This window comes from Collimonas sp. GW821-FHT02H07 (genome assembly GCF_059421505.1).
The window spans coordinates 62,250-77,860 of sequence record NZ_JBWKVC010000011.1; the positions used below are offsets into that span (position 1 = coordinate 62,250).

The 15,611-nt window shown below is 56.1% G+C and carries 17 protein-coding genes; 15 read left to right on the plus strand and 2 right to left on the minus strand.

All coding sequences use genetic code 11. From position 1 onward, the window contains the following. The first annotated feature begins 106 nt into the window (after window positions 1-106). From AC07V8_RS17310 to AC07V8_RS17365, 12 genes are all read left to right on the plus strand, one after another. A complete protein-coding gene (locus tag AC07V8_RS17310; protein ID WP_494680199.1) occupies window positions 107-1,441 on the plus strand; it encodes a cytochrome C in 1,335 nt (444 codons plus the stop codon). Continuing rightward, window positions 1,442-2,155, plus strand: a complete 714-nt coding sequence (locus tag AC07V8_RS17315; RefSeq protein WP_494680200.1) for a c-type cytochrome — start codon at window positions 1,442-1,444, stop codon at window positions 2,153-2,155. Window positions 2,156-2,217: 62 nt separating this feature from the next. Beyond that, the gene (locus tag AC07V8_RS17320; protein ID WP_494680201.1) at window positions 2,218-2,523 is read left to right on the plus strand and encodes a high-potential iron-sulfur protein; all 306 of its coding nucleotides are present in this window, start codon (window positions 2,218-2,220) and stop codon (window positions 2,521-2,523) included. Window positions 2,524-2,964: 441 nt separating this feature from the next. Then, window positions 2,965-3,744 (plus strand): sulfite exporter TauE/SafE family protein, encoded by a 780-nt coding sequence (locus AC07V8_RS17325; protein WP_494680202.1) that lies wholly within the window; start codon window positions 2,965-2,967, stop codon window positions 3,742-3,744. After that, window positions 3,741-6,272 carry a heavy metal translocating P-type ATPase gene (locus AC07V8_RS17330; RefSeq protein ID WP_494680203.1) on the plus strand — a complete coding sequence of 844 codons (2,532 nt, stop codon included), beginning with the start codon at window positions 3,741-3,743 and terminating at the stop codon, window positions 6,270-6,272. Before AC07V8_RS17325 ends, AC07V8_RS17330 begins: the two co-directional genes overlap by 4 nt. A gap of 10 nt (window positions 6,273-6,282) precedes the next feature. Continuing rightward, the gene (ccoS, locus tag AC07V8_RS17335) at window positions 6,283-6,483 is read left to right on the plus strand and encodes a cbb3-type cytochrome oxidase assembly protein CcoS (protein ID WP_494680204.1); all 201 of its coding nucleotides are present in this window, start codon (window positions 6,283-6,285) and stop codon (window positions 6,481-6,483) included. A gap of 97 nt (window positions 6,484-6,580) precedes the next feature. Continuing rightward, window positions 6,581-8,062, plus strand: coding sequence for a cytochrome-c oxidase, cbb3-type subunit I (gene ccoN, locus AC07V8_RS17340; protein WP_494680205.1), 1,482 nt, complete (start codon window positions 6,581-6,583; stop codon window positions 8,060-8,062). Between the two features lie 34 nt (window positions 8,063-8,096). Further along, entirely contained in the window at window positions 8,097-8,711 is a 615-nt protein-coding gene (gene ccoO, locus AC07V8_RS17345) for a cytochrome-c oxidase, cbb3-type subunit II (RefSeq protein ID WP_494680206.1), read from the plus strand. 2 nt (window positions 8,712-8,713) lie between these two features. Further along, window positions 8,714-8,920 (plus strand): cbb3-type cytochrome oxidase subunit 3, encoded by a 207-nt coding sequence (locus AC07V8_RS17350; protein WP_494680207.1) that lies wholly within the window; start codon window positions 8,714-8,716, stop codon window positions 8,918-8,920. Beyond that, complete coding sequence (gene ccoP, locus AC07V8_RS17355; protein WP_494680208.1) at window positions 8,913-9,872, plus strand: cytochrome-c oxidase, cbb3-type subunit III; 960 nt, start codon at window positions 8,913-8,915, stop codon at window positions 9,870-9,872. The genes AC07V8_RS17350 and ccoP overlap by 8 nt, the downstream gene beginning before the upstream one ends. Window positions 9,873-9,893: 21 nt before the next feature. Next, window positions 9,894-11,294: a cytochrome c oxidase accessory protein CcoG gene (ccoG, locus tag AC07V8_RS17360; RefSeq protein ID WP_494680209.1), complete on the plus strand. Its 1,401-nt coding sequence runs from the start codon at window positions 9,894-9,896 to the stop codon at window positions 11,292-11,294. Window positions 11,295-11,447: 153 nt separating this feature from the next. Further along, complete coding sequence (locus AC07V8_RS17365) at window positions 11,448-11,915, plus strand: FixH family protein (protein WP_494721477.1); 468 nt, start codon at window positions 11,448-11,450, stop codon at window positions 11,913-11,915. 268 nt (window positions 11,916-12,183) lie between these two features. Here the strand turns inward: AC07V8_RS17365 and AC07V8_RS17370 are convergent, their stop codons facing one another. Both AC07V8_RS17370 and AC07V8_RS17375 read right to left on the minus strand, forming a co-directional pair. Further along, a complete protein-coding gene (locus tag AC07V8_RS17370) occupies window positions 12,184-12,660 on the minus strand; it encodes a universal stress protein (protein ID WP_494680211.1) in 477 nt (158 codons plus the stop codon). Continuing rightward, a complete protein-coding gene (locus AC07V8_RS17375; protein ID WP_494680212.1) occupies window positions 12,629-13,132 on the minus strand; it encodes a universal stress protein in 504 nt (167 codons plus the stop codon). Before AC07V8_RS17375 ends, AC07V8_RS17370 begins: the two co-directional genes overlap by 32 nt. Here AC07V8_RS17375 and AC07V8_RS17380 point away from each other — a divergent pair. The 3 genes from AC07V8_RS17380 to AC07V8_RS17390 are packed head-to-tail and all read left to right on the plus strand — an operon-like array spanning window position 13,125 to window position 15,608. Then, window positions 13,125-13,454, plus strand: a complete 330-nt coding sequence (locus tag AC07V8_RS17380) for a hypothetical protein (protein ID WP_494680213.1) — start codon at window positions 13,125-13,127, stop codon at window positions 13,452-13,454. The genes AC07V8_RS17375 and AC07V8_RS17380 overlap by 8 nt on opposite strands. Window positions 13,455-13,460: 6 nt before the next feature. Continuing rightward, window positions 13,461-14,225, plus strand: a complete 765-nt coding sequence (locus AC07V8_RS17385; RefSeq protein ID WP_494680214.1) for a potassium channel family protein — start codon at window positions 13,461-13,463, stop codon at window positions 14,223-14,225. 21 nt (window positions 14,226-14,246) lie between these two features. Further along, window positions 14,247-15,608, plus strand: coding sequence for an MBL fold metallo-hydrolase RNA specificity domain-containing protein (locus AC07V8_RS17390; protein WP_494680215.1), 1,362 nt, complete (start codon window positions 14,247-14,249; stop codon window positions 15,606-15,608). The last annotated feature ends 3 nt before the right edge of the window (window positions 15,609-15,611 follow it).

Sequence of the window (15,611 nt, forward strand, 5' to 3'; positions counted from 1 at the left end):
TAAGAATGGGTGCAATTCGAGCTTGCGTATTTTCGATTTTCTCTTAGTTTCACTCGAAACCTTTCAAGAATAATTTTCAAAATTAACTGAAGGGAGGAATCAGCAAATGAATGCGTTCATTGCTCGACACCGAAGCATCAGATATTTCCATCTGATAGCCATCACTCTTTTATTTGCAAGCTTTTTCATCCCAATTGCCGCACATGCGCTTCCCGCTTTTGCTAGACAAACGGGACAAAACTGCGTGGCTTGCCATGCAGGCGGCCAATTTCCCGAGCTGACAGCTTACGGGAGACTATTCAAGCTCACTGGTTATACGATCGGTACGCGGACCATTCCGCTATCTGCGATGGCGGTCGGCAGTTTCACCAAGAGTTCGAAGCCGGATAGCGATGTGGCGTTCGCCAAGGATGCGGTTGCCCTGTTTCAAACCGGTAGCGTCTTCCTGGCAGGCAAAGTCACTGACAATGTCGGCGTATTCGGACAGTGGACCTACAATAATTACGACAATCAAAATCAGGACACCGGCAAATGGCAGGGGAAATGGGCTTCCGACAATTTCGATTTGCGCTACGCAGACAGAGTGATCAGCCCGGCGCAAGATTTTATCTTCGGAGTCAGTCTCAACAACAATCCTTCCCTGACCGATCCTTGGAATACCGCCCCTGCGTGGATTCAATATGTCCCGACCAAATTCGGCGTCACCGCACCTGACGCCAGTCCCGTCATCAGCCAGCTTGGCGCGCAGGTCGCCGGGCTGACCGCCTATGCCTTCTGGAACCAGACGCTCTATGCAGAGTTGGCTGCGTATCAGACCAGTAACGGGGTTTGGTCGTTTTTAAGCCAAGGCACGAAGGCGCAAGACCAAACATACCTGAAGGGCAGCAATCCCTACATACGGCTGGCGCTTAGCCACGACTGGGGGCCGCACAGTGCGATGATTGGCGTGCTTGCCATGAATGCCCAGATCTATCCAGACAGCACGAATCCGATTGGCCCGACGACACGCTATCGCGACCGCGGGATAGACGCTCAATATCAATATGTGCTCGATCCGCACACCGTCACGGCACAGTTTAGCTATGTCCGGGAAACCATCACCAATGGCGATGTGACCGGTGTTGCCAGCAACGCCTCTAATACGCTTAATCAACTGAGGCTGAAAGCCAGCTACGTCTATCGGGCCAAATATGGCACAAGCTTGAGCTATTTCAGCACCACGGGAAGCTCGGATCCGACCTTGTACCCGGATGTCGCGGCCAATCCCGGCACACGCGGCTGGGTTCCCGAAGTATTCTGGACACCGGTGCAATACCTGCGTATCGGCGTTCAATACTATGCCTACACCCAGTTCCATGGCGCCTCCAGTAACTACGACGGGGCAGGGCGCAATGCCAGGGATAACAACACCTTGTTCTTATATGTGTGGGGAGCGTACTAAATGACAAGCTACGACGACCAACCTGCACGCCTCGGAACTGCAGAAACGAAGTTCAAAGACTTGAAGCGGAGGGGATTGCATTTTTCCCTGAGTTTAATCCTAGTTGCAGGCGTTGTGGCTTGCAATTTACCGGAGCGCTCTCGCTCGCTGGGAGATCCGACGGTTGCGGCCAAAACGCTCGCGTTGCAGGTGTGTTCGAATTGCCATGGCGTTCAGGGTGTTTCCGTATCCCCCAATTTTCCGCATCTTGCGGCGCAGTCGCAACCATATCTGGTGGAGCAACTGAAATCCTTTAAGAGCCATGGGCGTTCCGATCCCGCCGGCTTCGAGTATATGTGGGGTATCAGTGCTCGCTTATCCGACGAGCAGATTGATGGACTCGCTGCCTATTTTTCCTCACAGGCGCCCCCTCCAGGAAAGCCTGGAAATAACCCGGCATTGCTCAAAGACGGCCAGAAAATCTTTGAAGGTGGCATTGCTGAAAGCAAAACACCAGCTTGTTCAGGCTGTCACGGCGCGCACGGTGAAGGTATTCAGCAATTTCCGCGCCTTGCAGGCCAACACGCCGATTACATCGTTAAACAACTGATGGTTTTTCAAAGGACAGATGAGCGCCCTGAAGGTGCGATGATGAAAGGCATTGCGCACGAACTCACGCCAGAGAACATGAAGAATGTCGCGGCCTATCTGGAGGCCATGCCATCCGTGCAATAGCCTGTTTCGGCAACGCCGGCCTTCAATTTTGCATTGATTCTTAATCATTTTGGAGAAATTCCATGACCAGCCGTCGCAATTTTATTGTTCAACTTGGCTTGGGTGGCGCCGTGCTTGCATCTGGCCATACTTTTGCTCAAGGCGCTTTGGTCGCCGAGAGCGATGCGCAAGCTATAGCCTTAGGCTACAAAGCGGATGCCAGTAAAGCGGACAAGGCAAAGTTTCCCAAGTACGCGGCTGGCCAATTATGCAGCAATTGCTCACTCTATCAAGGCAAGGCCGGCGACGCCGCCGGTGGATGTCCGCTGTTCGCTGGGAAGCAGGTGTCGGCGAATGGATGGTGCAGTGCGTGGACAAAAAAAGTTTGATACATGGGAAATGATGATAGGCGGATGCAAATGCCGCCGAATCGCACATGGCGGTCGTGAGTGGGCAGAAATCAAAGAATCCGTTCGACGCAGCAGAATCTAAAGGGTGGCATCGATTCTGGTCTTTGGCGATCCAAGCAAAACTTAACAGCCACGGATTGATCTATATCAAAGCGCTTGTTGCCGGCACCTTGTATATTGCTCCGAATAGATATGGTTGACCTCGTGTGTCAACCCATCCAATCGCTGGAGCTCGCACATGTCAACTTCAAGAAAACCGTTGTCCACGTGTGATGCGATTAATCATGATGCCCTCGTGCTACGCAAGCTGAATCAGGCTGGGTCGCACTATAAGTCTTCCCCGATGGCAGGCGGATATTCAGAAGATTTCGCTACCGAATTTTATTTGCAGGCGCTTCCCGCCCAGAGCTCGGGGCGCGCATGAACCTCGTACCGATTTTCCTGATAGGGCTGTTAGGAAGCATCCATTGTTTAGGCATGTGTGGCGGCATCGTCAGCGCCTTATCGGTGGCCGCGGCACCATCGGCGCGTGTCATCCCATTGCAACTGACTACGGGCGACGTCATTTCTGAACGCCCGGCGCAAACCTATTTCACGCAGCTACCGCGCGTGCTCGCCTACAACAGCGGCAGGCTGTTCAGCTACGCGATCGCGGGCGCCTTGGCTGGAGGTATGGCGCAAAGCGTGCGCGCCATGACATCGCTGTCGTCGCTGCAGATAGGCGCCTATTGGCTGGCCAACTTGATATTGATAGCACTGGGCCTGCATCTGATGGGCGCCTGGCGTGGCTTGAGCCGGCTGGAAGCTATCGGGCAGATTGTCTGGCGGTGTTTGCAGCCTGCCGCCAAATTCTTTCTGCCCATGGACAGTCCGGCCAAGGCCCTGATGCTGGGCGCCTTGTGGGGCTGGCTGCCATGCGGCATGGTCTACAGCGTACTGTTGATGGCAATGCTGAGTGGCGATGCGATATCCGGTGCGACGATGATGTTGGCGTTCGGCTTGGGAACCTTGCCTATGCTATTGATGCTCGGCATGTTGGGAACACGCCTGAAAAGCCGGTTGCTCGATCCTCGAGTCCGCATCGTTGGCGGCTTGATCGTGTTGCTGTTCGGCTTGGCGGGCATTTTCCGGCTGGCTAACGGATTGTCCCTGGGCTGGCTTGATGCGATCTGTATCAGCGCGGCAGGAGCGGGACATTGACAGCCGCCGCGATCGACCTTTCGACGTCCTCTGCGTCCTCATCGGAGGCCATTCCCGAGCCGATCTCCGGCAGCTGCTTTCATTGCGGCCTGCCATTGCTGTCGACAGCAACCGGGCCGCACTGGTCCGTCAAGATCGGAGAGCTGCCGCGCGCGATGTGCTGTCCGGGCTGCGCGGCGGTTGCGCAGACGATCGTGGATAGCGGCTACTCCGATTATTACGTATCCCGCACCGCCTTTTCCAACCGCATCGACGGCGACGGGCTGGTCCCGCCCCAGCTGCAGCTGTATGACGACGAAGACGGCCAGTCGCAATTTGCCACTGTGTTTGAGAATCCGGCCGGGCCGGCAGCTTGCCTGCTGGAAGCGACCCTGGCGCTAGAAGGCATCCGCTGCGCCGCGTGTGTCTGGCTGATTGAGCAACGGCTGGCGCGTTTGCCAGGGCTGCAGCTGGTCAACCTGAATGTGGCGAGCGAGCGGCTGCATGTGCGCTGGGACAAGACCCAATGCAAGCCTAGCGATATCCTTCAGGCGTTGCACGGGATCGGCTACAGCGCCTATCCGTTCGATGCGGTCAGGCAGGGGGAGCAGTTGCGTAAATCCGGCAAGCGCTTGTTTCGTCAAACGTTCATCGCCGGGCTGTGCATGATGCAAGTCATGATGTACGCGGCTCCCGCCTATTTCGCCGGAGCTGGCAGCATCGACCAAGAGCAGCTCCAGTTGATGCGCTGGGCCAGCCTGCTGCTGACCTTGCCGGTATTGTGTTACTCGGCGCTGCCTTTCCTGTATGGCGCCTGGGCCGGCGTCAAGTTGCGCCGCTTTTGCATGGACTTGCCGGTAGCGATAGGTATCGTGGCGGCATTTGCCGGCAGCGCAGCAGCCACCTTGCGCGGCTTCGGCGAAGTCTATTTCGATACCGTTACGATGTTTGTTTTTCTCCTGTTGTGCAGCCGCTACCTGGAACTGACCGCGCGGCGCAAGGCAGCGTCAACGCTGGAGCGCCTGCAGCATGCATTGCCCGATTCCGCTACCCGTTTGCTTGACTATCCGCACGCGATGGACGGCGAGGTGGTTGCCGCGGCAAGACTGGACAAAGGCGACCTGATCCTGATCAAGCCGGGCGAAGTGATTGCAACTGATGGCGTTTTACTGAGCGGCTGCAGCAGCATTGACGTGTCCTTGCTGAGCGGGGAGAGCAAACCGGTGTCTTGCGCGGCTGGCGATACGCTGCCCGGCGGCGCGGTTAACTGCGGACAGCCCATAGTGTTGCGGGTAAGCCGGCTGGCGCGCGAAAGCACCTTGTCGGCCCTGCTCAAGCTGGCGGAGCAGTCGGTCCAGTGCAAGCCGCGCATGGCGCAATGGGCAGACCAGGTTGCCGGCTGGTTTGTGGCGGCCCTGCTGTTGTGCGCGTTGCTGGCGTTCTGCGCCTGGCAATGGCTGGACCCGGCGCGGGCCTGGCCAATTGCAATCGCCGTGCTGGTGGTGTCCTGCCCTTGTGCCTTATCGCTGGCGACACCTTCGGCGCTGGCGGCCGCAACTGACCGGCTGCTGCGCAACGGCGTATTGATCGTGCAGCCGCATGTGCTGGAAACGCTGCATAGGGCAACTTATATCATTTTCGACAAAACCGGCACGCTCACCGTGGGCAGGCCTGTACTGCAGCACGTGGAGTCTTATGGAGACAGCGGCGGCGAGCAATATTTACAGATTGCGGCTGCAATGGAGCTGTCCAGCACCCATCCTCTGGGGACGGCCATCGTCGATGCAAGCGGTGGCATATCGTCGCCAGCGATGGTATTGCCCATCGAGGCAATCAGGCAGATGGCGGGAGAGGGCGTGCAGGCGGAGCTCGACGGCATTCTGTATCGACTCGGTTCAGCGTCGTTTGTCACGGGGCTGGCCGGCGCTGTGACGTCCGCCATGACATCAGGGGATGCGGCCATGACGCCAGTGTTCCTGGGCAGCGCAGGAAAATGGCTGGCGCGTTTCAACTTGGCGGACGCGATACGGGAGGATGCACGCCAGACCGTCGCCTATTTCCAGCGCCAAGGCAAGCAGGTGATATTGCTGAGCGGTGACGAAAGCCATGTGGCACAGCATGTGGCGCGTGAATTGTATATCGATAGCGCTTACGGCGAGCATCTGCCGATGCAAAAGCTGGCGTTCGTGCGAGCTTTGCAGCGTCGCGGCGAGATCGTCGCCATGGTAGGCGATGGTGTTAACGATGCTGCCGTGCTAGCTGCCGCCGACGTTTCCTTTGCCATGGGGGCGGGTACCGCACTGGCTCAGATCCATGCAGATACGGTGCTGTTGTCGGATCGCTTGTCGGGGTTGGCGGATACCGCCAGGCTCGGCGCAAGAACCATGCACGTGATCCGGCAGAACCTGGCCTGGGCATTGGTCTACAATCTGGTGACTATCCCGGCAGCTGCGCTGGGCCTGCTCAATCCCTGGTTATCGGCGGCGGGCATGTCGTTCAGTTCCGCCCTGGTGGTGATCAACGCATTGCGGTTGCGTAACAAGATATAGGAGGATCGATATGGAAGCGCTTTATCTGCTCATCCCTATCAGCACCGTACTGGTGTTCCTGGCTATCTGGGTGTTCGTCCGTGCTTCCGATAGTGGCCAGTTCGATGACATGGTCGGCCCGGCGCTGAGAATCCTGCTGGACGACGACAGCGCCAGGCCGCCAGAAAAAATAGTTGCCGAGTCTGGTCCCGAAAGCAGCACCGCGAAATAATTTGCGTCAATGCGCACTATTTGATTCATATCAAAGGGTGGCCGCGTATAGCCAGTTAACCTCGCCCCATTGCAGTGGTATTTTGGGAGAGAAGAACGTGGAAAAGGCGCTTAACTATAACTATAAGGTCGTCAAGCAGTTTTCGATTGCGACGATCGTGTGGGGAGTGGTCGGCATGCTGGTCGGCTTGCTGATTGCGGCCCAGTTGGCGTGGCCGGCAATGAATTTCGATATACCCTGGCTGAGCTTTGGCCGGCTGCGGCCCTTGCATACCAATGCGGTGATCTTCGCGTTTGGTGGCAGCGCGCTGATGGCGACTTCCTACTATGTGGTGCAACGGACTTGCCAGGTGCGCCTGTTCTCGGATGGATTGGCCGCATTCACCTTTTGGGGCTGGCAACTGGTGATCGTGCTGGCGGCGATAACCCTCCCGATGGGCTACACCCGCGGCAAGGAATATGCCGAGCTCGAATGGCCGATCGCCATTCTGCTAGCCGTTGTTTGGGTGGCGTATGCCGTGGTGTTTTTCGGCACGCTGGCAAAGCGCAAGGTCGCGCATATCTATGTAGCTAACTGGTTTTACGGCGCTTTCATCATTGCGGTAGCGCTTTTGCACATTGTCAACGGCATGGCCATGCCAGCTACCTTGACCAAGTCCTACTCCGCATACAGCGGAGTCCAGGATGCCATGATCCAGTGGTGGTACGGCCACAATGCGGTGGGATTTTTCCTGACTGCGGGTTTCCTCGGCATGATGTATTACTTCATCCCCAAGCAGGCTGAGAGACCGGTATATTCCTATCGCTTGTCGATCGTGCATTTCTGGGCGCTGATCTTCACTTATATGTGGGCCGGCCCGCACCATCTCCACTACACCGCATTGCCGGACTGGACTCAGTCGCTTGGCATGGTGTTTTCGCTGATCCTGCTGGCGCCGTCCTGGGGCGGCATGATCAACGGCATGATGACCTTGTCGGGCGCATGGCACAAGCTGCGTACCGATCCAATCTTGAAATTCCTGGTGGTGTCGTTGTCGTTCTACGGCATGGCGACTTTTGAAGGTCCGATGATGGCGATTAAGACCGTCAATGCCTTGTCGCACTACACGGACTGGGGTATCGCCCATGTCCATTCCGGCGCGCTGGGCTGGGTCGGCTTTATCACGATGGGCTCGATGTATTACCTGATTCCGCGTCTGGTAGGCAAGCAGCAGATGTGGAGCGTGAAAATGATCGAACTGCATTTCTGGATGGCGACCATCGGCATCGTCATGTATATCGCCGCAATGTGGATTGCCGGCGTGATGCAGGGATTGATGTGGCGCGCCGTGAATCCCGACGGTACGCTTACTTATGCTTTCGTTGAAGTGGTCAAGGCGACTTATCCCTATTACGTGATTCGCTTCTTTGGCGGTCTGCTGTATCTGGGCGGCATGCTGCTGATGGCGTTCAACGTATTCAAGACGATGCGTTACAGCTTTCCGGTGGATACGCGCATTGCCGTGCCGCGCACCCATCCCGTAGTGGCGCAATTGGTTCCTGGGGCCAAGATCGCGGCTGAAGCGGTGGAGGTTCTATGATGCAGCCGATCCAATTTGAAGCGGGAGCATGGGCATGAAATTTTCACATGAGTCGATAGAAAAAAATCACTGGCTATTGATCGGATTGGTCATCCTGGTGGTCAGCGTCGGAGGCCTGGCAGAAATCGTGCCCTTGTTTTTCCAGAAGTCGACTACCCAGCCGATTACCGGCCTGCGACCTTACTCACCGTTGAGACTGGCGGGGCGCGACATTTATCTTCGTGAGGGCTGTTACAACTGCCATTCTCAAATGATCCGGCCATTCCGCGCCGAAACGGAACGCTATGGCCATTATTCGGTAGCTGGCGAATCGGTCTACGACCGGCCGTTCCAATGGGGGTCGAAGCGCACCGGGCCGGACCTGGCGCGCGTCGGCGGCCGTTATAGCGACGAATGGCATCGCGCCCATCTGCACAATCCGCGTGACCTGGTGCCGGAATCGAATATGCCAGGCTATCCGTGGCTGGAATCGACGCGTCTGGTTCCTGACGATATTGTGCCGCACCTGCGTGCGCTGCAGCGTCTTGGCGACCCATATACCGATGCCGAGATCACCGCTGCGCCTGCGGCGTTGCAAGACAAGACCGAGCAAGATGCGTTGATCGCTTATTTGCAAGGATTGGGAATCCAGATCAAGGCGGAAAGATAACCATGGCTATCCAAAAAATACTGATTGATGCGCATAGCATCATTACCGTGATCAGTTTCGTCACGTTTGCCGGCATTATCTGGTGGAGCTATATTCGAAAGCATCCCAAGGACTTCGACGAAGCGGCGTTATTGCCTTTCGCCGACGACCAGGAGCAATTCGATAAGGTAAAGGCAGAACTCGACGCAAGGGAGCTGCGCCATGGCTGATTTTACCGATGGCTTCTGGAGTCCCTATATCACTATATTGACGATCCTCAGCATCTTCGGCTGTGGTGTGCTGTTGTGGATGCAAGGCAGCCGAACCGTCACGCTTGAACCAGGGCAGGATCCCGCTGACAATACTACCGGCCATGTCTGGGACGATGATTTGGGAGAATTGAATAATCCATTGCCGCGCTGGTGGATGTGGCTGTTCTACGTGACTATCGTTTTTGCCTTGGTCTATTTGGTACTGTATCCAGGCCTCGGCAGTTTCGCGGGACAGCTTGACTGGAAATCCAGCAGTGCCTATCAGAACGAGCTGAAAAAGGCTGATGCCGACTACGGCCCCATGTTCAGCAAATACCTGCATCAGGACTTGAAAGCCGTCGCCGCCGATCCGCAAGCGCATGCGATCGGTGAACGCCTGTTCCTGACTTACTGTGCGCAATGCCATGGTTCCGACGCCCGCGGCAATAAAGGCTTTCCGAATCTCACCGACCAGGACTGGCTGCATGGCGGTGCGCCGGAAACCATCAAGACCACCATCATGGAAGGCCGGCATGGCGTAATGCCGCCGATGGGGGCGGCACTGGGAGGAGACAAGGATGTTGAGAACGTCGCACATTATGTGTTGAGCCTGTCTGGCTCGACATATGATCCGATCAAGGCGATATTCGGCAAGCCGAAGTTTTCCGTCTGCATGGGCTGCCATGGCCCCGGTGGCGGTGGCAACCAGGCTATTGGTGCACCGAACCTGAGCGACAAAATCTGGCTATACGGCGGCAGCGTCGACACCATCATGGAAACCATTCGCAAAGGGCGCGATAACACCATGCCGTCGTTCAAGGATTTTCTTGGCGAACCGAAAGTGCATGTGCTTGCCGCCTATGTGTGGAGTTTGTCGAACCATTCTGGCAGCGTGGTCGAGCTTGATCACCCGGCTGCTACTTCACAATGATCGTAAACCCGACGGCCAACAATGAGCGCGAGTGATTCCTCTCCTAAGACTGCTGTTGTCAGGATGTACCAGGCACGGCAGCAGATATACCCGCGCGATGTAAGCGGGCGTTATGCCACGTTGCGCTGGCTATGCGCGTGGCTGACGCAGTTGGTGTTTTACGGCATGCCGTGGTTAAGGTGGAATGGCCGCCAGGCAGTGCTGTTTGACCTGGCAGCACGCAAATTCTATTTGTTCGGCATCGTGCTGTGGCCGCAGGATTTTATCTACCTTGCCGTGCTGCTGATTGTCTGCGCGTTCTCGCTGTTCTTGTTTACGGCAATCGCCGGCCGGGTCTGGTGCGGCTACGCTTGCCCACAAACTGTGTACACCAAAATATTCCTTTGGATAGAAACCCGGATAGAGGGACCGCGTAGCTCACGCATGCGGCTCGACCGGCAAGCGTGGTCGTTCGATAAAGTGCTGCGTAAAAGCAGCAAGCATCTAGCCTGGGGTGTCGTGGCGTTATGGACAGGCTTTACTTTCGTCGGTTACTTCACTTCTATCCATGATCTTGTGCGCGAAACAAGCGTACTTGGCCTGGGATCGTGGGAATGGTTTTGGGTTCTGTTTTATGGCTTCGCCACCTATGGCAACGCAGGCTGGATGCGCGAGCAGGTGTGCAAGTACATGTGTCCCTATGCACGCTTCCAAAGCGCCATGTTCGATCGCGATTCCTTGATAATCACTTACGATACGGAACGTGGCGAACCGCGCTCAACCCGCTACCAGAAAACGCCAGAACCGACATTGTCTTCTTGCATCGACTGCAGCATGTGCGTGCAGGTATGTCCGACCGGAATCGATATCCGGGCCGGCCTGCAATACATGTGCATTGGCTGTGCGGCCTGCGTCGATGCCTGCAATATGGTCATGGACAAGATCGGCGCACGGCGCGGACTGATCCGTTATTCGACGGAGCATGCCATGGCAGACAAATTGCCGGCGGCTGCCATTCTGCATCGGATTTTTCGCCCACGTGTACTGGTTTACAGTTCAGCATTGTTGGTGATCGCGACGATTTTCACCGGTTCCCTGGCATTCAGGCCCCCTCTCAAAGTCGATGTGATCCGCGATCGCGGATCCATGGGCAGGGAAGTTGAAGAGGGCATCGTCGAGAACGTCTATCGGTTGCAGGCCATCAATACCGATGAAGTGCCTCACCGGTACAGGATAAGCGTGGCGGGAATTGCCGGCATTGCACTGTCCGGCGAAGACGAGGTCACGCTTGCCGCCACTGAAACGCGGCTAATACCCCTACGGGTAAGAGTGCCACACGGACAGGGTAAGCAGGGTTCCAACATCATTCATTTCAGGCTGCAGGCGATCGATGGCACTGGAGCACAGGTAGATGAAAAGGCGGTGTTCTATATTCCGCACTGAAGACGCACCGTCGCCAGATTACTGCACACCCATACAAACAGGATATATATGAAAAACCAGCGGAATATGACTTTCAAGCCAGCCGTTGCTCCCAGGCCGTGGTATGTCCAACGTTGGCCATGGCTACTGATGCTGGGTCCGACGGTGGTAGTGGTGGCCGCAAGCTATACCTGTTGGTTGGCATTCACCCGGCAAGATGCGCTGGTAGAGGACGACTACTACAAAGAGGGCAGCGCCATCAATCAAGATTTGAGCCGCGATCAGGAAGCGATCCGGCGCGGCATCGCTGGGTACCTGAGCTACGACGCGAAAAGCGGCGTAATGAGTGGCGTCTTGCATCATGTTGGCGGCCAGCCGGATCCGGACATTGCGCATGAAGTGACTCCAGGCTTGCAGTTGCGCCTTATTCATTCGACCTTGCCTGATAAAGATATTACCCTGTTTGTACGACCGGATCTCAACGGCAATTTCTCGGTGCGTTTGCCGCAACTGGAAATGGCGCGTTGGCGGATACTGATTGAAGATGCACATCGCGATTGGCGCTTGCACGCCAACTGGTCCTGGCCGCAACAGGCGAGCGTCGATTTGAACCCGGTTGCGATGAAACCGGCGGACGATTGATGGCGTCCAGGCCGATCAGGAGGGGCGATGCACTGAGACGAAGCAATAGCCACGGCTAAGCTAAGCCACTTGTTGCGCTCAGATGTCGATATTGGAGAGTAGGCTGGCCACCCAGAATGTACCGAAACCACGTGTGCGCAGCAGGTGGAGCGACTCGGAAAGGGCATTCCTATATTTTGACGATTGCTTCACATAACACTTGCCAGTCTGCTTGACTTGAGAAGAAGTCGGCCGGAACACTTTGTGGGGCGGTTTGCTTGTGTCTCCCTCAGGATTTTATGACCAGTACCGGACAATCCGCGATACGCAAAAAGTGTTCAGCAACGCTGCCTAGAATAAGCCGCTGCATACCTTGCAGGCCATGCGATCCCATGACGACCACACTGGCGCGCCATCGCCTGGCCACCTCATGTATGAGGTCTGCTACCCGTTTTTCACGCTCCTGCAGCTCCAGTATCTGCACATCGCCTCGAAGTTCAAACGTGTCGAAAATCTTCAAGGCTGCCGTCCTCAGGCCGGCAGCTTGCTCCGCCGCGGCTTGCAGTATCGGTTCGCGCTGGAAGTAAGCGACACCAGGCAGGGGGAAAGTGAGAAACGGGTCGACATAGATATACAGGGCTCGAATCTGGCAATCCTGTTCCTTGGCAAGTGCGCAGGCATGGCGCAAGGCGTTTTGCCCAAGTTCACTACCGTCTATCGCGACCAGGATACGCTTAAGCATGATTGTCTTCGGCGAGATTTTCATGCCCGGTCGTCGGCTCGCTGGAGTGCACCAGAAGCACGGGCCGTGTCGACATCCGCACGAAATGCTCGGCGACGCTGCCCAGCAGCATGCGCCGTACCCCGCGCCGGCCATGGGTGCCCAGCACGGTCAGGTCGGCGTCCCATTTTTCGGATTCTGCCTTGATAGCTCCAGGGATGTCTCCACCCGTACCGCGCAGGTCTATCAGGCTGGTTTGCACTTGATATCCTTGCGATCGCAAACTGGCTTCTGCCTTCGCCAGCAATTTTTTTCCATCTTCTAACGTCACTTCGCGCAATAACTCGATGTAGGTGAAATCCTCGTTGATCATGGGATAGGTGGTAATCGGATCTTCCGCAACATAGAGGATGCGGACAGTCGCTTCGGTCGTTGCAAAATTGGCAATCTGTGCCAGTGCCTGGTCGGAAGTCAGGCTGCCATCTACGGCAAGCAGAATTTTTTTATACATGGTCATGGGGTTCTCAAAAAAGTGGGATTGCCGCGTTGGCGAGTTTTGGCCTTCCTGGCGTCATCCCGATTCGATCGAAATTTCCAAAGTGAGTGAATTCGACGTTTTCCAAAGTACTCATGTCTTAAAAGCCATTGTATGCGGAGACGATACATCGGCAAGTGCTATAGCCGGTGTGGTTGACATGGATCAAACACGCGCGCAACTCTTCCAGGCTAAGGCTGTGAAATACCAGTGCTTTTTTGATCCAGCGCAAGTTGTCTCCGGCGATGTACGTCAATATGCTCAAAACAACGTACTTTCCATCCGTGTTTTTGGCGACGGCTAAAGCAACATGAAAAATCCCACACTGGTTTGGCAACAAAAAATCTTGATGCCAGCCGCGCTGCTGTTGTCGATTCCTGCCTTTTACCTGACCTTGGCAGGAATGGGACCGTTTTATCGCAACATCGGCGGCGGTCTTTATGTGGTCGTAGCGGCAATGGCTGGCGCCGATCTACTGTGCCGGGGAAAGATGAGGCACTGGCGCGATGGCGCAGTGACCCTGGACAGGGTGATTTTTCTCGGCGCAGCGCTCAGTGCCTGGCCGAGCAATCCTCCCTGGTCCGTGCTTGAATGGATCTTGCGGATGGCGTATTGCGCCATCGTCTTCTTCCGCTTGGTGATGTTGTCGAGGAAGTATGTCGTGTCGTGCCGCCTGCTGCACGTAGTTGCGTTCGCAGTCGCTGTGCTTGCAGTGGCAGGCGCCGGTTTCCTGTGGCTAGAGCCACGGGTACATACCTACGCCGATGGGGTCTGGCTGGCTTTCATTACCGGCGCTACAGTCGGGTACGGCGACTTGGTCCCATCGACGGCAGCGTCCAGGATTCTTGCTGCTTTCATTGTCTTGCTGGGTTACGCCTTATTTTCCGTGGTCACGGCCAATATATCCGCGATGCTGGTTGGAGAGGACGAAAAGCGCTTGGAGCGCGAACTTCATGCCGACATGCGCATGTTGCGCAAGGAAATTTCGCTATTGCACAAAGAGTTGAACTCTTCACAAGCAGAAAGCCGCGGTAACGACGCAGAGAATGCTGACAGGAAATTGAAGCCGGTTTAAACCAATTGAAAGAGACAGGCAATGAAAATCCAATTTCTAGGCGCCACGGGAACCGTGACTGGCTCAAAGTATCTGCTGAGCGCCGGATCGGCAAAAATACTGGTCGATTGCGGCTTGTTCCAAGGGTATAAGCAATTGCGTCTCCGTAATTGGGAGCATATGTCGCTGCGGCCTTCGGAACTGGACGCAGTGATCCTGACTCATGCGCATCTGGACCATAGCGGCTATCTGCCGCTGCTGGTCAAGAATGGCTTCAAGGGCAAGATATTCTGCAGCGAAGCGACTTTCGACCTATGTAAGATAATGCTTCCGGACAGTGGCCATTTGCAGGAAGAAGATGCAAATTATGCCAATCGCCACGGCTTCTCAAAACACACTCCTGCTCTGCCTTTATATTCAGAAGCAGACGCGGTGCGCGCGCTGGATTTTTTCTCCCCCGTCCATTTCGATGCGGATTTCCAGGTGTGCGAAGGCATGCGCGCACGCCTTCAGCGTGCCGGCCATATTTTGGGCGCCGCTATCGTCGTCCTGAAAAGTGGCGAGATGACCATAACGTTTTCGGGCGATCTCGGCCGCCCCAATGACTTGATCATGCTGCCGCCTTCCACCGTCGAAAAGACAGACTACCTGGTGGTCGAATCAACCTATGGCAACCGCCGCCACGACCCGGCTGATCCTGTCATCTTGCTTGGCAAGACCATACGCGAAACAGCCGAGCGCAGCGGAGTAACGATCATCCCCTCCTTTGCCGTGGGGCGGGCTCAGTCCTTGCTCTACGCCATTCACTTACTCAAAGAATGCGGCGAGATTCCGGCAGCTCTGCCGGTCTACTTGAACAGCCCGATGGCGGTCAATGCCACCGAGATTTATCACCGGCACGGGCAAGACCATCGGCTTGATCATGCACAATGCGATGCCATGTTCCACACCGCTAAGATCGTCACCAGTGTCGAAGAGTCGATCGCCTTGAATAAAAGGCAGCGGCCGATGGTCATCGTCGCTGCCAGCGGCATGGCCACCGGCGGGCGGGTTTCGCATCATTTGAAGGCCTTTGCCCCTGACCCGCGCAATACGATTTTGTTTGCCGGCTATCAGGCTGGCGGCACACGTGGCGCTTCCATGGTTGCCGGCGCCGACGCCATCAAAATCCACGGTGAATATGTTCCGCTGCGAGCGCAGGTAAGCCAGATCGACAATATGTCGGCGCACGCCGACGCAGACGAGATACTTGCCTGGCTGTCGCATTTTTCAAACCCGCCCAAGCTGACATTCATTACCCATGGCGAACCGCCAGCGGCGGACGGATTGCGCAAGCGGATCGAAGAACAGTTGCATTGGAATTGCCGGCTACCGGATTACCTGGAGAGCGTGGAGCTGCCATGAGCG